Below are 16,978 nucleotides of genomic sequence, written 5' to 3'. Positions count from 1 at the left end.
GTGAACCGCGCGTGGCCGTGCCGAATGCTGCGTTGGCAGGACGCTCGTCGTTCAGTGGTAAGACCAATGAACACGACGATACGACTGATACCGATCGGATGTCAACTCATTGCGCTCAATGTTTCATCCTATGGAATTTCTTGCCAATTCCGCACTCCGAGTCAAATGCATGGATGGCTGCAAATCGTTTGGCCATGCGCGTTTCGAGCCAAATGATGTTTTGGCCGATGGCTCCTCGCCATTGCGCCCTTTCTGTTGTCTGGGTGTCGCTTTTCTGCGACCATGATTCGCTGCCTCGGGGTTCCTGCCGGGGCAATGCTCCCGCCGCATCCGCTGCATCCGCTTTATCCCTCGAATCCCCCCGAATTCTGGAGTCTCCGACGATGTCCTCCTCAAAGACCGCCAAGCTGGGCCACTGGACCATGTACATGCCGATCGTGGCCCTCGTCGCGTGGGGCATTGCCGGTGTCCTGCCCTACGGTGTCTCGCTCACGGTATGTGCCATCGCCCTCGCCGGGGCGGTGTTCTCCGCCGTGCACCACGCCGAAACTGTCGCTCACAAGGTCGGTGAGCCGTTCGGCACACTGGTTCTCGCCGTGGCCGTGACCATCATCGAAGTGGCACTGATCGTCTCGGTCATGCTCTCGGGCGGCCCGGACAAAGCCGGTCTCGCCCGCGACACGGTGTTCGCGGCGATCATGATCGTGTCGACGGGGATTGTGGGGCTGTGCCTGCTGTTCGGCGGTGTGCGCCATCACACGCAGGGCTTCCACGTGGAAGGTGCAAGTGCCGCGCTCGCCGTGCTTTGTGTGCTCTCGGTGCTGACGCTGGTACTGCCGAACTACACCAGTTCAGTGCTTGGCCCGGGACTGACGTCCTCGCAACTGGCCTTCGAAGGCGTCATTGCGCTGGTGCTCTACATGGTGTTCGTGTTCGTGCAGACGGTGAGCCATCGCGACTACTTTCTCGCGAAGGCGCCCAGCGAAGAAGTGCACGTGCCGCCGCCCTCGCGCCGCACTGCCGTGCTGAGTCTTGGCTTGCTGGTGATCGCGTTGCTCGCGGTTGTCGCGTTGGCGAAGAAGTTGTCGCCGGCCGTGGAGCATGCGGTGGCCGAAGCCGGTGCGCCCAAAGCGGTGGTGGGGATTGTGATTGCAGCGCTGGTGCTGCTGCCGGAAGGGCTGGCCGCGCTGCGTGCCGCACGTGCCAACAAGCTCCAGACGAGCCTGAATCTGGCACTCGGCTCGGCACTCGCCAGTATCGGCCTGACCATTCCTACGGTGGCGGCCGTCTCCCTGTTCCTGCACATCCCGATCGAACTGGGTCTGGCACCCAAGGAGACGGTACTGCTGGCAGTCACGTTGCTGGTGAGCGTGATCTCGCTTGGTACGGGGAGAACCACGGTGCTACAAGGCGCCGTTCACCTTGTGCTGTTCGCGGCGTTCCTGTTTCTGGCGATCGTGCCGTAAGGGACGAAATCAGGACTTCGACGTTCCCTTGGCGGGTGCTGCCGCGCCCGCTTCTCCACCCACCTCATTCTTGCCTGCGTCGGCGTCAGCCGGTGCAGGGGCTTTGCCCAGCAGCGAGCCGAGCAGCTTGCTGCCGGTGGGGTTGCGCTTGCCTTGCGCGCCGACGCCATTGCCCGAGGGCGGGCCGCGGCGCACGCCGGCGTTGATCTTCAGGCCTTGTTGCTTGGCGAGGTCGAATTTTTTCAGCGTCATGATGATGTCCTTGTGACCTCGTCTTCGGAGGCCGGTACAGCGTAGCGGTGGTCGCTCAGGGATCGATGCCGAGCGCGCCGTCTTCTACGAGCGTTTTTGCCAATGCATGAGCGGCTTCGAGTGCGTCGCCTGCCCAGCGGTAGGTGTCGGGTGTCGTGTGCATGAGCGGCGGGTCGAGTGATTCGATCACATCGTCCACGTCGCGCCAGCCGGTAAAGTGCACCACGCCCTGAAACTGCCCGTCCGGCATGGGCGCGGTTTCCGCCCAGTAGTAAAAATCGCCCGCCAGCAGGCAGCCTTCGAAACCCATATCCGATCCCGCAAAAAGGCGGCATCGTAGCACGACGGGCGGCATACCGTCGTCACGCAGTAGAATACTGCGGCATAGCAACCTACGACTCTCTTACCGACATCACGATGTTCACCGGAATTGTTCAAGGCACGGCCACGTTGTCGTCCATCGAAGATCGCGACGGCATGCGCACTCTCGCGCTGGCGTTTCCCGAGGGTTTTTGCGAAGACCTCACACTGGGCGCCAGCGTCTCGGTCGATGGCGTGTGCCTCACCGTCACGCAACTGCTCTCCCCCACGGCCGCGTCGTTCGACGTGATTCTGCAAAGCCTGAATGTGACCACGCTCGGCAGCTTCGGCGTGGGCGCGCAGGTCAACGTGGAGCGCGCCGCCAAAGACGGCGCCGAGATCGGCGGCCATCCGCTCTCGGGCCATATCGACTTCTCGACCGAGATTCTGAGCGTGCGCACCTCGGACACGAATCGTGTGCTGCGCATCGCCATTCCCGAAGCGTTTCGCAAGTACGTGTTCGCGAAGGGTTACATCGCGATCAACGGTGCGAGCCTCACGGTCTCGGAAGTCAACCGGCAGGAAGGCTGGTTCGAAGTGTGGCTGATTCCGGAAACGCGCCGCATGACCACGTTCGAAGACAAGCTCGACGGCACACGCGTGAATATCGAAATCGAGCGCAGCACGCAGGTCGTGGTCGACACCGTGCGTGAAGCCGTGCAGGAAAGTCTGGGCCGCTTGCAGCCCGTGCTCGAAGCGCTGCTGAGGGAGAAAGGACTGACGCTGGACGACTTCGTGTCGGTGCCGCAACTGCCCGCTGCGGAGGCGCAAAACGCGCAGAACACCGCGAAGCCCGCCCCCGACACCAAGGCTTGAGTCCGCATCAAGTCACTTCAAGCCACCGACAACCCCCAAGGACATTCATGCAACTCGCCACCTGGAACGTCAACTCGCTCAAGGTCCGTGTCGGTCATGTGCAGGATTGGCTGCGCAGCAACCCCGTCGACGTGCTCTGCCTGCAAGAGCTCAAGCTCACCGACGAGAATTTTCCGATCGCGGAAATTGCGTCGCTCGGCTACACCTCGCACTTCACCGGGCAGAAGACGTATAACGGCGTCGCACTGTTGGTGAATCACGCCAAGGTCGGCGAAGCCACCGACATCGTGATGAACCTGCCGAATTTCGCCGACGAACAACGCCGCCTGATTGCGGCCACCGTCGGCGGTGTGCGCGTGGTCTGCGGCTACTTCCCGAACGGGCAGGCCGTCGGCTCCGACAAGTTCGAGTACAAGCTCAACTGGCTCGACGCCCTCACCCACTGGCTCTCCGACGAGCTCGAACGTCACCCGCAGCTCGCGCTGCTCGGCGACTACAACATCGCGCCGGAAGACCGCGACGTGCACGATCCGGCCAAGTGGGAAGGCCAGAATCTCGTCTCGCCGCAGGAACGTCAGGCCTTCGCACGCCTGCAAGGGCTCGGCCTGCGCGACACCTTCCGCATGTTCGATCAGCCCGAGAAGTCGTTCAGCTGGTGGGACTACCGCATGGGCGCGTTTCGCCGCAATGCGGGCCTGCGTATCGACCACATCCTTGTGACCGCCGCCATGGCAGAACGCTGCACCGGTTGCGAAATCGATCGTGAACCGCGCACGTGGGAGCAGCCGTCCGATCACACGCCGGTGGTGGCGACGTTCAAGGACTGAGCGTCACGGCGCTCATCGGAGGATGCCGCACGAGCACACACCGTCTGCGCCACAAACAAAAACGGCACCGAAATTCGGTGCCGTTTTTTATTGGCCTGCCGGCGTTCGCATCACACGAGCGCCGCAAGGATCGCAGGTTACTGACTCGCGCGCGGATCGGTCAGCCGCGACTCATACACGTAGCAGCGAATGGCCGCCTTGTTGCGCGTGTCCATCTGCATAAACTCCAGCCCGTAGGCCCACGTTCCGTCGGCACGCGGTCCTTCCGTGCCGCGCACGGCCGCCATCCCGAGAATCGGCACGACATCCGCCCCGATCGGCACACGGAACTGCATGGCGACGTGGGTGCAGCCGTCAGGCAACGCCGTCTTGGCGACAATGCCTGCGCCGTCGGCGCTGATGTCGCGCACGAGCACCAGCCATTCGGGGGTGTCCTCCGGATCGGCCAGCATGCGCGTGAACGACGCCCGCGAGCTTTCGTCGAGTGGCGAGAGCCGGGCGACCAGCCGGGTATCGACACGCGGCGTGCGCCGCACGGGTGTCTCACGCACCTGCGACGGCCGCGAGAGCACCACGTAATCGAACGGCCCGTGGTGCACGCTGTGCACGTCGCACGTGAATTCGTAAAGGTTGTCGCCGGGAAACGTCCAGAGCGCGAGCTTGTCGCCTGCCATCACAGGCAGCCGCGTGTCGCCGGCCGCCGGTGGCGTGATGATGAGCATGCCGTTCGGTGCCCGGCCGATCAACCGTGCGCGCACCCGCATGGTTTCGGCGTCGGGTGCCACGCGCACCTGCAACCAGGCGCCGATCGGCAGCGGCACGGGCAGGCCGTGCAGATACACCGTCGATGCGCTGGCGGGCGCCGTGTCAAGCGGCGATGCCGAGTTGGCAGCCTCGCTGCGCCCCGCCGCTTCGCCGGTGCTGGCCCCTTCGGGCAACGGCCGGTGCGGCGCGAACATGGTGAACAGCCAATCGAGGTCGGCCTCTGAAGGCAAACGCTCGCCGGCCGCCAGCAATGGCGTACCGTCGGCGTCGAACAGAGGCCAGGAGAGTGGAACATGTGCGTCAAGCTCGCGGCGATTGACCGCCACGAACCCCGGATAGCCTGACGCGATACAAGTCGATTGCATGATGCCTGAGAGGGTTACAAACCCCTTGAGAGCCTGGGAACAAGGCGTTGACCTTCCCCGCATTCCGGCGCCCGGGGCCACGTCTTGGGCGACCCTCTTTGCACCGTCATCCGTGGCCAACACCCCACAAATGTCGCCAACCTACACAAACTTCGCGCCTCCGGCCGGCCGGAAGCGCCGCCCTGCCGGGCAGCGCCTTGCGCGTTCATCTTTGTACCACGAAAGCGCCCCGATCCTTACAGCGCATTATCGGGGGAAATTGGCGTCATTCCGCTCTCGTTCGCGGCCGGTGAAACGCTCAACAACGCCGCGGTATCAGCGGGTGTGAGCGGCAACCGGGCCAGCCAGAACCACGGCAGCGTCTGCGCGAGAAACCCGGTGAGCCCCGCAGTGCCTTGTATCGTGGGACTTGCCAGCCAGCCGGCCAGCGCCCCCGCCAACGTTTCGGCATCGCAGGCAGGGTCGGCCAGATGCGCACGCAAGATCCGGCTCTGTGGCAGTTCGCGCCATGCGCGCTCGTGGCTCATAGCATCGTTGAACGCCGCCAGCGCGTAATGTTTGAGCAAGTCGGGCTGGAGCAAGCCGGCTGCCTGTTCCGGCATCGTCGGTGTACGCGTGCCGGCATGACGTACCGCCTGACATTCAGGCTGCACGGCGAGCCACGTCAGCCCGGCTGCGATCGCCAGCAATCGCGTGCGTTGCGTCGCTTGCATGGCCTGCCGGGAGGATGGGCTGGCCACTTCGGTCTCCGGCGTCGTCGGCACGACCGCTCGGAAGACGTCATCGATATCGAGATGCGCCAAGGGGCGCAGCCGCCCACTGTCCGGCTGCGCGGCGGTCCCGACCAGCGCACCGACGCGATCCGACGTCGACAACGCCACGGATTGCAGAGATTCACCCGGCGCGGCATCGCTATGGAGAATGGCCTTCGCGGCATCACCGCCCGCGTCGCCAAGCCACCGGCCGAGCAAACGAACGAAGGCCGCCAGCGTGTGCTCCGTCGGCCAGATATCGCGAAGACAACCGAAGTCGCGAATCAGCGTGTGGAGTTGCGACATATCGCCCGGCGCATATGGGCCGTCCACACCCGCCACACCTTCCACACCACCCACGCCCTGCTCGCACGTCGCCACGCGAATGCCAAGCCATTGCCAGCCGTTCGAAATGCGTCGCGTGGTGGGGTCTGATGCTGTCGCGTCCGTGGTATTCGATGCCGTCGGCGCCACGGGTTCTCCATCACGGACATCGCCCTCAAGTCCCGCTGCCAGAAGCTGCTGCGGCACGCGCATGCCAACCCGGCCGTCGGCACTGATCAGCACGAACGACTTCGGTCCGAAGGCATCCGTGCCATCGACGGACAACGCGCTATGCAGATGCGCGGGCAACGCATCGTGCCAAGCCTTGCGCAACGCTTGCGTGTCCGCATCGGCGATCCCCGCAACGCCAGCCTCTGCCCAGTACAGCGTCTGGCAAACCGCGCCGGCGAGCGGCCAGACGGCTTCGGGGGCATGTGTCAGACAATGCTCGAGCAGCGCCTGAAGCAATGCAGGCAACACCCATGCCGCCTGCACCCGGCCCAACGGTGCCGCCGACAGGTCACCGATGGCCCGCGTGAGCCACTGGGCACGCAACTGCGCAAAACCATCGAGCTCACCCACGCCCCCGAGCGCAGGCTCGGCGGCCAGCAGGCGTCCCAACCATTCACTGTGCTGGACATCGATGCGCAGACGCGCCAACGACGGTATTGACGGTGACGCCTCGCCCAGCCATGACGGCATCACCCCGGAGCGACCGGCCAGCGCACGCAGCAACTGCCCGAAGACATCGGCACGCAGGGCCGGCTGATCGAATGGCAACGTCATCCACGATTGCACGACCTCACCCAGCACTGCCGGTGAGAGCGCGCGCAACCAGTCAGCGTCGAGCCGTATCTGCGCCCCTTGCCACTGCGTGCCCCCCAAGTGGCAACCGGGGCCGACGCGCAAACCGTTCAGGCTAGCGCCGCCGAAATGCGTGTCTCGCAAATCAGAGGCGAAGAACAACACGCCGTCGAGCTTCGCTTCCCGCGCATTCAAGCCGGTCAGTTCGCAGTGCCGGAACACCGCGCGACGCAAATCTGCCCCCGCCACGCAGCCGCGCACCATCGTCACTTCGTCCCATTGAGACTTCGCTGCGCTCGCTCCCGTCAACCTCATGCCGGTGGCACGGCAGTCGTAAAAGCTCGCTCGCTGCAAGCGAGTGCGCCGTAGCGACGCATCGTCGAGTCGGTTGTGTGCGAACGCCACCCCATCGCACTGGGCGTCGCTGAAGTCCGCCCCCGTCATCGCTGCGAAGCGGAAATCGGCGCCTTGCGCACGCACTTTCGACAACCGCGCGCCGCTGAGGTCTGCTGCGCGGAAGGTGGCGTCGCGCAAATCGGCCCCCTCGAAGTCGGCACCGACGTTGCGCGTACGGTCGAGCATTGCCCCGTTGAGCGATGCGCCGCCCCACTGCACGCCGTCGAAGCCGCCATGACTCAGCCGGGCACCGGACGCCTGCACGCCGCGCAAATCAGCCATCGGCACCGAGAGGTCGGGCAAGTCGGCGTTGCGCAAATGGGTCAACGTCAGCGCAACGCTCAACACTGCGGCTGGCCATTCACGCACGGGCGCGTCGTGGCAACGCGACACGTCGAATCCGTCGGCATCCGCCAGCGCCACCCAGTGCCATTGCGTTGGCTGGGTCGCTGTAGCCGCGTGCGCCGCCGATGCCGGCGCCTGCGACTCGCTACACCAACGGATCAGTGCACGCAGCGCACCGGTGATCTTGCCGTCAGGTGCCAGATGGGAGAAACGCAAACGCCATGCGTGCGCCAGCGCCTGCTCGTCAAATGGCAATGCGCTCTGCGATGCCCGGCGCGTCGAGCCGGATTCATCGTGTCGATCCGAGTGATCCGAGTGATCCAATTGATCCGATTGATTCGAGACGGCGTGCCGCGCCGGCATCGCGACGTCCTGACCGAGGACATGGACCAGCCACGCCACTTGTTGCCCGATCACGCGCCGCTCGTCTTTGTCTGCGCACAGAATCAACCGGCGTAACGCCTCCGGGGGCGCGGCGCTGCGTTGTTCAAGATCGTGGTAAGACACCGCGTCCTCGGCCGACATGCGCCCAGCCGGGCGGACACTCGGGTAACGCTGGGTGGGGGGTGATGTGCTTGAGAACAGGACCATCTGTGGCTCCTCGTCGCGTACGCCGACGCGTGACGCGAACAAAAAGCGACCATGGTGCCGAAGGAAACCGGGGCAGAGGCTTGGGTAAATTCTGAATTCGCGTGCCTACACGCGAAGGGCGGCCTTAACGTAACAGTCCGCGTAACAGTGCGCGTGACAGCGCGGAATACCGTCAATCGGAAACGTGAAGTTGCGTCACAAGCACCGCAAAAAAATCGGGCAGCACCGAGTCGAAACCCGTTGTGCCGCCCGATAGTGGACGGTGGTGCCCGGTATTGCCCGTTAGTGTCCGAATTGCGTTGAACAACCCGGTACCGCCTGAGCCAGCGCAGTCCATCGAACTACGTGGCGATCAGCATCAGCCGAGGCAGAGTGCGAGCGCGTCGCGCCAGTCCGGGGCGCGCACGCCGAAGGTGCGCGCGAGCTTGTCATTGTCGAGTACCGAATACGCCGGGCGCTTGGCCGGCAGCGGATACGCCGAAGTGGGAATCGGCACAACATTCGGACGCTTTTCTGCGGCGCTCAGATCGAGAATTGCTTCGGTGAAACCGTGCCACGTCGTCTGACCTGCTGCCGTCAGGTGATAGACACCGCTGCGCTCACGCCAGAAGTCGGCATCGAAGCCCTGCTCGTTCGTGCCTTGTGCCAGCGTCTGCGCCGTCAACTCGGCAATCGTGCGGCACCACGTCGGGGCGCCGTGCTGGTCGGCCACGATGCGCAGTTCGTCGCGCTCGCGCGCCAGCCGTTGCACCGTCAACAGAAAGTTGGCACCGCGGTTGCCGTACACCCAGCTCGTGCGCAGCACCAGATGGTTCGCACCGCTCGCCGCAAGCGCTGCCTCGCCGGCCAGCTTGGTGCGGCCATAGGCGTTCTGCGGATTGGTGGGTTCTTCTTCGCGATACGGCACGCTGGACGTGCCATCGAAAACATAGTCGGTGGAGTAGTGAACGACGAGCGCACCAAGTCGCTTGGCCTGCTCGGCCATGACGCCGGGCACCACCGCATTGACTTGATAAGCGGCCGCCTCTTCCGTTTCGGCCCGGTCGACCGCCGTGTAGGCGGCCGGATTGACGATCAGGTCGGGGGCGAAGTCGCGAATCGTCCGCACGACGCTGTCGGTGTCGAGCAGGTCCATCTCGCTACGCGCCGGTGCGTAGACATCGCCCATGCCTTGCAGGCAACGCGCCAATTCCCAGCCCACTTGTCCGGTGGCGCCTGTCAGCAGGATACGTCTCGTCATGGTACGACTCCCTTGTCTCGGATATCAGATCGGTGAAACAGGGGAGCCTACCGCGATTACCTTCAGGTTTCCAGTCCCAACTCCTGAATCTTGCGGGTAATGGTGTTGCGGCCGATGCCCAGACGGCTTGCCGCCTCGACCTTTCGACCCCGCGTGAAGTCGAGCGCCTCGTTGATCAGCGCGGTTTCGAAGCGACGCGTCAACTGATCCATGACGTCAGGCGACGCCGAGCGCAGCAGTCTCGCCACCTCGCGACGCAGAATCGGCTCCCAGCTATCCGCGCCCGTGGCGTCACCCGATGCCGACGCGCCATTCGCGCCGGGCTGGGGCGCCGCACCGCCGGACATGCCGTTCGGCCCCGCATAACCGGCGCCCGCCATCCCGGTCCCCGCCACGCCACCGGCCGGTGTGCTGACGGCGGCATTTGCAGGCGCAGCCACCGCCGCCGCATAAGCCGGCGCGGGCACGCCCGAGCCCGTGATGGACGTGGGTGCCAACGTCTGGAATTCCGGCGGCAGATCCTTGATTTCGACGGTCTGCGCCGGGGCCATCACCGTGAGCCAGTTGCTCAGATTCTCCAACTGCCGCACGTTGCCCGGGAACGGGAAGCGCGTCAGGTGATTGAGTGCGCCCTCGCTGATGCGCTTGGTCTCGACACCCAGATCGCGCGCGCTCTTTTGCAGGAAGTGACGTACCAGCAGCGGAATGTCTTCGTTGCGCTCGCGCAGCGACGGCAAGCGCAGGCGAATGACGTTGAGGCGGTGGTACAAGTCCTCGCGGAACAGGCCCTGCCGCACACGATCTTCCAAGTTCTGGTGCGTCGCTGCGATCACGCGCACGTTCGCCTTGATCGGGCTGTGCCCGCCCACGCGGTAATAGTTGCCGTCCGAGAGCACACGCAGCAAGCGCGTTTGCAGATCGAGCGGCATGTCGCCGATTTCATCGAGAAACAGCGTGCCGTTCTCGGCCTGTTCGAAGCGCCCGCGCCGGGTGGCTTGTGCACCGGTGAACGCGCCACGCTCGTGACCGAACAGCTCGGACTCCAGAAGATCTTTCGGAATCGCTGCCGTATTGAGCGCAATAAACGGCCCCGCAGCGCGCGGCGAATGCCGGTGAAGCGCGCGGGCAACGAGTTCCTTGCCCGAACCCGACTCACCGGTGATGAGCACCGTCGCGCTCGAATGCGACAAGCGGCCGATAGCGCGGAACACGTCCTGCATTGCGCTCGCCTGACCGAGAATCTCGGGCTCTTCAGTAATGCGTTCGTCGTCGGTCGCTTCGCGCAGGCTTTCTTCCACGGCTCGCAGAATCAGTTCGACCGCGCGATCCACGTCGAACGGCTTGGCGAGGTATTCGAACGCCCCGCCCTGAAACGCGGCAACGGCACTGTCGAGATCCGAGAACGCCGTCATGATGATGACCGGCAGGCCGGGGTGGCGTTGTTTCGCCATTTGCAAAAGCTCGAGCCCGGACCCGCCCGCCATGCGGATGTCCGAGACCAGCACTTGCGGCGAGTCGTGTTCGAGGGCAGCACTGGCTTCGCGCGGGCCTGTAAAGCTGCGCACCGGCAAGTTGGCGCGTGTCAGCGCCTTCTCAAGCACCCATCGAATCGATTGGTCGTCGTCTACTATCCAGATCGGCTTCATTGTTCACCGTGTAACGTCTATGCCCGGCCGCAGGTGTACGGCCGACGGCGTGAGGGCCGCATCAGCCCAGGGGCAGCAGGATTCGGAAATCCGTCCGTCCGGGCCGGCTTTCGCATTCGATCAGACCGTCGTGACGCTGTACGAACGACTGCGCCAGTGTGAGTCCCAGACCACTTCCCCCTTCGCGCCCGGAGACGAGCGGATAGAAGATGCGGTCACGAATGTCAGCGGGAATACCAGGCCCGTTGTCGATGACATGCAATTCCAATGCCAGCTTGTGCAAACGTTTGGCAATCGTGATCTTTCTTGCCACGCGCGTGCGTAAAACGATGCGTGCGTCGCCACGTGCAATCTGCTCGCGCAACGCCTCGGCCCCGTTGCGCACAATGTTCAGAAGCGCTTGAATCAGTTGCTCTTTGTCGCCGCGAAAGTCCGGCAGGCTCACGTCGTAATCGCGCTCGATCGACAGCCCTTGCGGGAATTCGGCCAGTACCACCGAGCGCACGCGCTCGCACACTTCGTGGATGTTCACGTCGGTGGCGATATACGGATGGCGATGCGGCTCGAGCAGCCGGTCGACCAGCGTTTGCAGCCGGTCGGACTCCTTGATGATGACCTGCGTGTACTCACGCAATTCGCGCTGATCGAGCTCAAACTCCAGCAACTGCGCCGCACCGCGAATGCCGCCGAGCGGATTCTTGATCTCGTGGGCCAGATTGCGGATGAGCTGCTTGTTCATCAACGCCTGATCGATGATGCGTTCTTCGCGCTCGTTCTTGATCTTCTGTTCGTTCTCGATCAGCTCGACGATCACGAAATCGGGCGCCGCCTCGGGGGCGGCCACGATCGCGTGCGTATGCAAAGGCTCCTGCGCGGTGCGTTCAAGCACCAAATCGAGGCGCGTGGTCTGAAAGTGATTGGCGATCAGCTCGACCATCGTCGACGCCAGCACGTCGCCGTTGGTGAACACATCGCTCCACGTCATCTGCGAGAGCGAACGGCGCGAGAGTGCCAGCAGCGCTTCGGCCGCCGGGTTCGCGAACACCACGCGCAGCGTGTGCTTCTCGAGCACCAGCAGCACGGTCGGCAACGCTTCGAGGCCCGGCAAAATGCCGGTCGCCGCGAGCTTCACTGCCGACGGATCGTCGCTCTGCGCGAGCAATGGCTCGGCGCTCGCATCGGCAGATACCACTGCCGCTTGCGTCTCGCCCTTCGGCCGGGCACCGGCACGCACACTTTTCATCAAGGATCGAGGCGATAAATTCATGGTGGATAACCTGTGACCGGCAATGCCGGTCACGACACGCAGGGATAAAAAAGGGGGACGGCCGCGGCCATCCCCCTCTGGCTTGCAAGCATGACGGTCGGCCGCTGGCGTTCCGTCATGCCGGCGCATTCCCTGCGCAGCGCTTCGATTACAGCGAGTAGTACATCTCGAACTCGAGCGGATGCGTGGTCATCGCGATACGACGGGCTTCGTCGCTCTTGAGTGCGATGTACGAATCCAGCATGCCGTCCGTGAACACGCCGCCACGGGTCAGGAACTCGCGGTCTTCGTTCAGGTAGTCCAGCGCCTGTTCGAGGCTCGAGCACACGGTCGGGATCTTTGCATCCTCTTCCGGCGGCAGGTCGTACAGGTTCTTGTCGGCAGCTTCGCCCGGGTGGATCTTGTTCTGCACGCCATCCAGACCGGCCATCAGCATGGCCGAGAAGGCCAGGTACGGGTTGGCCATCGGGTCCGGGAAGCGCGCTTCGATGCGGCGGCCCTTCGGGTTGGCAACGTACGGAATGCGGATCGAGGCCGAACGGTTACGGGCCGAGTAGGCCAGCTTCACCGGGGCTTCGAAGTGCGGAACCAGACGCTTGTACGAGTTGGTCGACGGGTTCGTGATCGCGTTCAGGGCACGGGCGTGCTTGATGATGCCGCCGATGTAGTACAGCGCGAATTCCGACAGACCGCCGTAGCCGTTACCGGCGAACAGGTTCTGACCATCCTTCCAGATCGACTGGTGGATGTGCATGCCCGAACCGTTGTCGCCAACGATCGGCTTCGGCATGAACGTAGCCGTCTTGCCGTAGCTGTGGGCAACGTTCTGCACCACGTACTTCAGGATCTGCGTCCAGTCGGCGCGTTGCACCAGCGTCGAGAAACGGGTACCGATTTCGTTCTGGCCTTGGCCGGCGACTTCGTGGTGGTGCACTTCAACCGGCACGCCCAGTTGCTCGAGCAACAGGCACATTTCCGAGCGCATGTCTTGGAACGTGTCGACCGGTGCGACCGGGAAGTAGCCGCCCTTCGTGCCCGGACGGTGGCCGGTGTTGCCGCCTTCGAAGTCCTTCGACGACGACCACGGTGCTTCTTCCGAGCCGATGCGCACGAACGTGCCCGACATGTCGGTGCCCCACTGGACCGAGTCGAAAATGAAGAATTCCGGCTCCGGACCGAAGAAGGCGGTGTCGCCCAGGCCCGTGCTCTTCAGGTACGCTTCGGCGCGCTTGGCGATCGAGCGCGGGTCGCGGTCGTAGCCCTTGCCATCAGCCGGCTCAACCACGTCGCAGGTCAGCACCAGCGTGCTTTCTTCATAGAACGGGTCGATGTACGCCGTGTTGGCGTCCGGCACCAGCAGCATGTCCGAGGCTTCGATGCCCTTCCAGCCGGCGATCGACGAACCGTCGAAAGCGTGACCGCTTTCGAACTTGTCGGCGTCGAAGTGCGACACCGGCACCGAGACGTGTTGTTCTTTGCCGCGCGTGTCGGTAAAGCGGAAGTCGACGAACTTGACATCTTCTTCCTTCACCAGGTTCAACACATCTGCCACTGATTTGCTCATGCTATCTCCCGAAAGATTCAATACTGGCGCTGCCGGCGCTAGTCACCAGCGTCGCCGCACCCTCTTAACGAACTCCGTGTTCGGATTCACCAGTGATTAGCACGAAGCGTGCCAGCCACTGATACTGCTATCGCCGCATGGCGGTTTCCGTCTCAGTTCAGCTCTATCTCCTCTGATTTCTAAGGAAATAATGAATTGAGCGATCCCCGGCGGAAGAATTCCCGTTCCCGGGCGGCGATTCTCCTTCGTGGTGCCGTTTTGGTGCAGTCCGCACCAAAATAACCCCATGTTGGTGCATTGACGGATTATGCACCTTTTAGGTGCCATTCACCGAATTGCACCGACCCGAAATTGTGCATCCGAATGCACCGTCTGTACACGTCGTCATTCGCTGGCGCCTGCGTGATCGGCTATGTATGTGACGCAAAGTGCACGCTAGAATGAGAGTCAACCTTCGACCAACGAGATCACAGCAATATGACAAGCGCGAAAGCCATTCTCGAACAAGCCGCCCAACGCCGCGCCGCCGGCCAACTCGCCTACTCGGGCGCCGTGACCCCGGAAGAAGCGCTGGCGCTGCTGCAAGCCGACCCGGCGGTGCGCCTGATCGACGTGCGCACGCGCGCGGAACTCGACTGGGTGGGCCGCCCGCAGGTGCCGGACGGCCAATACGTCAACGTGGAGTGGGTGCGCTACCCCGGCGGCGTGCCCAACGAGCAGTTTCTTGAGCAACTGGCATCGCAGGCCGCCAGCAAGGACACGCCGCTGCTGTTCCTGTGCCGCAGCGCCGCGCGCTCGAAGGCCGCCGCCAAAGTGGCCTATGAAGCCGGTTACGCGCAATCGTTCGACATCCTCGAAGGCTTCGAAGGGGACAAGGACAGCGCGGGCCACCGCAAGCATGTGAGCGGCTGGTGCTTCCGCGGCCTGCCTTGGCTGGGCGCGTGAGATAGCGGCGTCGATTCGCCAATTCTCCGAGTCATCTATTCACCTATTCACCTATTCGGAGCGTTCCCGCCCGAATGAAGCCATCGGGTTACGTCGGTACGTAACTCGAACAACCCACCGAACAACGCACACAAACACAACAACGACGCATCGCCGCGAGGAGACATCCCCCATGGACTGGACCCATTTGCTGACTTTCGCCCTCGCGCTGTTCGTGGGCGCCGGAACCCCCGGCCCGGGCATCGCGGCCATCGTTGCGCGCGTGCTCGGACGCGGCATGCAAGGCGCCGTGGCATTTTCGGCAGGCGTGGCGATCGGCGACGTCGTGTGGCTCACGCTGGCGGTGCTTGGCGTGGCGGCATTGGCTCATACGTTCTCGGGCGTGTTTCTGGCGATCAAGTACGCGGGCGCCGCCTATCTGCTCTATCTGGCGTGGAAGATGTGGCACGCCCCCGCTGTCGCTCCCGCAGAACCGATGACGGGCGCCCCGCGCGAGCAGTCGTGGCGGCTGTTTCTCGGTGGCTTGTCGGTCACGCTGGGCAATCCGAAAGTCGTCGTGTTCTATTTCGCACTGCTGCCCAACCTGCTGGATCTGCAACGCATCACCGCGCTCGGCTATTTCGAAGTCGTGGGCGTGACGCTCTCGGTGCTCACCATCGTGTTCGGCAGCTACATCCTGCTCGCCGCGCGTGCGCGCCGCCTGCTCAGTTCCGCTCGCGCCGTGCGTCGGCTGAACCGGGCCACCGGCACGGTCATGGCTGGCGCAGCGGTCGCTATCGCGACGCGGTAACCCGAACCTCTCCGGCATTGTTGCGTCAGGCGGAGGGGTCCATTTGCTCAATTGCGGTTTCTCCGCCCTCGCCCGGCCTCTACACTCGTGGCGTGGGTGAAGCAGTCAGCGCAGGGCAATGCGCACTTCCCCTTCTTCACTCACACGCGTCGGCCGCCTGCAACAGTGCGCAGGCGTACGACCTCCGGCCCTCGTTGCGTTGTCGTCCCCCTCAGCTGTATCGCGACAACGCAACACGACGCACGCAAGTCGGACGGCATCTCCGGCTTGCGCTGCGTCACCTCTTTACGTCACATCGATATCACCCCGGTATCCGTGCCGTAGGTCCGTCGACAGGCGGGCGCCCGCGTCTTTCCGGGGCATCGTCAAGCAAATCCGGCCAGTCCTCTTCCCCTCTGGCCGGGGCAGGCGCCGACGATGTCTTCGGGCGCGTCTCCTGTCGCCGTGCGTTCCCCGCTAAGGCTTGGATCGCATGGGACTTTCCGCCCGCCCCTCGCCCAGGGAGCGGGCTTTTTTCGTAGCGGCACGCGCACTGCGTGCTACCATGCTGCCGTTTCAATTTGCATAGACAGGATCATCCGGTGAGTCAGATCGAATTCGATATCGAGTGGACCGAACGCGCAGCGAAAAAGGCCGAACGGATCATCAAGAAGGACACGCCCATCGCGCTGCCGCCGATCGAATGCATGCCGGCCGAAGGCGACGTGCTGTTTCTCGGTCAAGGCGACAAGAAGCAGCCGTTCGTCGTGGTGGAGCGCCAGTATCACCATGAAGGCGAAGATGCATGGACGATCGTCCTGATTCTCGACCTGCCGGACTAATGCGCAATCGCGCTGCACGGTGCCGATGAGCACTCGGCAGCGCAGTCCGGACGCATCGCACGCGGCGCGGCCACTGGGGAAATCCCGGTTGCCGCGCCGCTTTGCTTGGGGCGAGCCATTTTCTATACTCGAATCGCGTCTTTAGTCGCGTGATATCGACCGGGAGATGGATCATGGTCATACCCCACCTTTCCAATGCGCAGCTCATCGTGATGTTTGCGATTGCGGTGTTCGGAGCGATTGTCGTCGGCGCGATGCCGTGCAAGGGCGCAGTGCGAATGTGCTGGCGCTCGCTGCTGGTTGTGGTGGGGGCGGTGCTTGCCGTGCTGGCATTCGAACTCGTCCCGCTGCTCGCGTGAGAGCTTTTTTGCGGAATTTCATCATTAAGGGTTGACCCCATGCGGAAGAGCCGATAATATCTCGGTCTCGTTGGGGCGTTAGCTCAGTTGGTAGAGCAGCGGACTCTTAATCCGTAGGTCGAGTGTTCGAGTCACTCACGCCCCACCAAACGAATTTTTGAAGAAAGGCTGCTTTGCCGTGCAGCCTTTTTTATTCCCGGTTGCATCGGGGCGTTAGCTCAGTTGGTAGAGCAGCGGACTCTTAATCCGTAGGTCGAGTGTTCGAGTCACTCACGCCCCACCA

General features: G+C 63.5%; 15 protein-coding genes and 2 tRNA genes. 9 read left to right on the top strand and 8 right to left on the bottom strand.

The annotated features are described in order from the left end of the window. The first annotated feature begins 383 nt into the window (after positions 1-383). Positions 384-1,466 carry a calcium:cation antiporter gene (locus tag PIN31009_RS17800; protein WP_150686425.1) on the top strand — a complete coding sequence of 361 codons (1,083 nt, stop codon included), beginning with the start codon at positions 384-386 and terminating at the stop codon, positions 1,464-1,466. 9 nt (positions 1,467-1,475) lie between these two features. Here PIN31009_RS17800 and PIN31009_RS17795 read toward each other — a convergent pair whose 3' ends face one another. Both PIN31009_RS17795 and PIN31009_RS17790 read right to left on the bottom strand, forming a co-directional pair. Then, positions 1,476-1,718 carry a hypothetical protein gene (locus PIN31009_RS17795; protein ID WP_150686424.1) on the bottom strand — a complete coding sequence of 81 codons (243 nt, stop codon included), beginning with the start codon at positions 1,716-1,718 and terminating at the stop codon, positions 1,476-1,478. Positions 1,719-1,773: 55 nt separating this feature from the next. Continuing rightward, positions 1,774-2,028 (bottom strand): hypothetical protein, encoded by a 255-nt coding sequence (locus tag PIN31009_RS17790; RefSeq protein ID WP_150686423.1) that lies wholly within the window; start codon positions 2,026-2,028, stop codon positions 1,774-1,776. Positions 2,029-2,135: 107 nt separating this feature from the next. Here PIN31009_RS17790 and PIN31009_RS17785 point away from each other — a divergent pair, with 107 nt between their 5' ends. Together PIN31009_RS17785 and xth are read left to right on the top strand one after the other, a co-directional pair. Then, a complete protein-coding gene (locus PIN31009_RS17785) occupies positions 2,136-2,894 on the top strand; it encodes a riboflavin synthase subunit alpha (protein WP_150791160.1) in 759 nt (252 codons plus the stop codon). A gap of 47 nt (positions 2,895-2,941) precedes the next feature. Further along, positions 2,942-3,721 carry an exodeoxyribonuclease III gene (gene xth, locus PIN31009_RS17780; protein WP_087688902.1) on the top strand — a complete coding sequence of 260 codons (780 nt, stop codon included), beginning with the start codon at positions 2,942-2,944 and terminating at the stop codon, positions 3,719-3,721. Positions 3,722-3,858: 137 nt separating this feature from the next. Here the strand turns inward: xth and PIN31009_RS17775 are convergent, their stop codons facing one another. The 6 genes from PIN31009_RS17775 to glnA all read right to left on the bottom strand — a co-directional run bounded on the left by PIN31009_RS17775 (position 3,859) and on the right by glnA (position 13,780). Continuing rightward, positions 3,859-4,851, bottom strand: coding sequence for a flagellar brake protein (locus tag PIN31009_RS17775; protein ID WP_174996263.1), 993 nt, complete (start codon positions 4,849-4,851; stop codon positions 3,859-3,861). A 236-nt stretch (positions 4,852-5,087) separates the two neighbouring features. Next, a complete protein-coding gene (locus PIN31009_RS17770; RefSeq protein WP_174997264.1) occupies positions 5,088-7,997 on the bottom strand; it encodes a pentapeptide repeat-containing protein in 2,910 nt (969 codons plus the stop codon). A 424-nt stretch (positions 7,998-8,421) separates the two neighbouring features. Next, positions 8,422-9,303 (bottom strand): dTDP-4-dehydrorhamnose reductase, encoded by an 882-nt coding sequence (rfbD, locus tag PIN31009_RS17765; protein WP_150686419.1) that lies wholly within the window; start codon positions 9,301-9,303, stop codon positions 8,422-8,424. Positions 9,304-9,365: 62 nt separating this feature from the next. After that, positions 9,366-10,949 carry a nitrogen regulation protein NR(I) gene (ntrC, locus tag PIN31009_RS17760; protein ID WP_150791158.1) on the bottom strand — a complete coding sequence of 528 codons (1,584 nt, stop codon included), beginning with the start codon at positions 10,947-10,949 and terminating at the stop codon, positions 9,366-9,368. A 61-nt stretch (positions 10,950-11,010) separates the two neighbouring features. Continuing rightward, on the bottom strand, positions 11,011-12,192 hold the full coding sequence (glnL, locus tag PIN31009_RS17755; RefSeq protein ID WP_150686417.1) for a nitrogen regulation protein NR(II): 1,182 nt from the start codon (positions 12,190-12,192) through the stop codon (positions 11,011-11,013). A gap of 172 nt (positions 12,193-12,364) precedes the next feature. Beyond that, positions 12,365-13,780 (bottom strand): type I glutamate--ammonia ligase, encoded by a 1,416-nt coding sequence (gene glnA / locus PIN31009_RS17750; protein WP_150686416.1) that lies wholly within the window; start codon positions 13,778-13,780, stop codon positions 12,365-12,367. Positions 13,781-14,257: 477 nt separating this feature from the next. On the opposite strand from glnA, the gene PIN31009_RS17745 reads away from it, so the two are divergent. The 6 genes from PIN31009_RS17745 (at position 14,258) to PIN31009_RS17720 (ending at position 16,978) form a co-directional block, all read left to right on the top strand. After that, on the top strand, positions 14,258-14,725 hold the full coding sequence (locus PIN31009_RS17745; protein WP_087688909.1) for a rhodanese-like domain-containing protein: 468 nt from the start codon (positions 14,258-14,260) through the stop codon (positions 14,723-14,725). Positions 14,726-14,897: 172 nt separating this feature from the next. Further along, positions 14,898-15,515, top strand: a complete 618-nt coding sequence (locus PIN31009_RS17740; RefSeq protein ID WP_150686415.1) for a LysE family translocator — start codon at positions 14,898-14,900, stop codon at positions 15,513-15,515. 581 nt (positions 15,516-16,096) lie between these two features. After that, the gene (locus tag PIN31009_RS17735) at positions 16,097-16,336 is read left to right on the top strand and encodes a hypothetical protein (protein ID WP_058379188.1); all 240 of its coding nucleotides are present in this window, start codon (positions 16,097-16,099) and stop codon (positions 16,334-16,336) included. A 173-nt stretch (positions 16,337-16,509) separates the two neighbouring features. Further along, positions 16,510-16,695 (top strand): hypothetical protein, encoded by a 186-nt coding sequence (locus PIN31009_RS17730; RefSeq protein WP_150686414.1) that lies wholly within the window; start codon positions 16,510-16,512, stop codon positions 16,693-16,695. 72 nt (positions 16,696-16,767) lie between these two features. Continuing rightward, positions 16,768-16,843: transfer RNA gene (locus PIN31009_RS17725), tRNA-Lys, on the top strand. Positions 16,844-16,902: 59 nt separating this feature from the next. Beyond that, positions 16,903-16,978 (top strand) — tRNA-Lys (locus PIN31009_RS17720).

The organism is Pandoraea iniqua, assembly GCF_902459685.1.
Lineage (GTDB): Bacteria > Pseudomonadota > Gammaproteobacteria > Burkholderiales > Burkholderiaceae > Pandoraea > Pandoraea iniqua.
Note: the sequence above shows the minus strand (reverse complement) of the source record. Positions and strands in the feature narration are given on the sequence as shown.

Coding starts and splice junctions, on each gene's coding strand:
- PIN31009_RS17775 (WP_174996263.1), bottom strand. CDS start 4,851: ATGCAATCGACTTGTATCGCGTCAGGCTATCCGGGGTTCGTGGCGGTC.
- PIN31009_RS17770 (WP_174997264.1), bottom strand. CDS start 7,997: ATGTCGGCCGAGGACGCGGTGTCTTACCACGATCTTGAACAACGCAGC.
- PIN31009_RS17790 (WP_150686423.1), bottom strand. CDS start 2,028: ATGGGTTTCGAAGGCTGCCTGCTGGCGGGCGATTTTTACTACTGGGCG.
- PIN31009_RS17795 (WP_150686424.1), bottom strand. CDS start 1,718: ATGACGCTGAAAAAATTCGACCTCGCCAAGCAACAAGGCCTGAAGATC.
- PIN31009_RS17800 (WP_150686425.1), top strand. CDS start 384: ATGTCCTCCTCAAAGACCGCCAAGCTGGGCCACTGGACCATGTACATG.
- glnA (WP_150686416.1), bottom strand. CDS start 13,780: ATGAGCAAATCAGTGGCAGATGTGTTGAACCTGGTGAAGGAAGAAGAT.
- PIN31009_RS17740 (WP_150686415.1), top strand. CDS start 14,898: ATGGACTGGACCCATTTGCTGACTTTCGCCCTCGCGCTGTTCGTGGGC.
- rfbD (WP_150686419.1), bottom strand. CDS start 9,303: ATGACGAGACGTATCCTGCTGACAGGCGCCACCGGACAAGTGGGCTGG.
- glnL (WP_150686417.1), bottom strand. CDS start 12,192: ATGAAAAGTGTGCGTGCCGGTGCCCGGCCGAAGGGCGAGACGCAAGCG.
- xth (WP_087688902.1), top strand. CDS start 2,942: ATGCAACTCGCCACCTGGAACGTCAACTCGCTCAAGGTCCGTGTCGGT.
- PIN31009_RS17745 (WP_087688909.1), top strand. CDS start 14,258: ATGACAAGCGCGAAAGCCATTCTCGAACAAGCCGCCCAACGCCGCGCC.
- ntrC (WP_150791158.1), bottom strand. CDS start 10,949: ATGAAGCCGATCTGGATAGTAGACGACGACCAATCGATTCGATGGGTG.
- PIN31009_RS17730 (WP_150686414.1), top strand. CDS start 16,510: ATGGTCATACCCCACCTTTCCAATGCGCAGCTCATCGTGATGTTTGCG.
- PIN31009_RS17785 (WP_150791160.1), top strand. CDS start 2,136: ATGTTCACCGGAATTGTTCAAGGCACGGCCACGTTGTCGTCCATCGAA.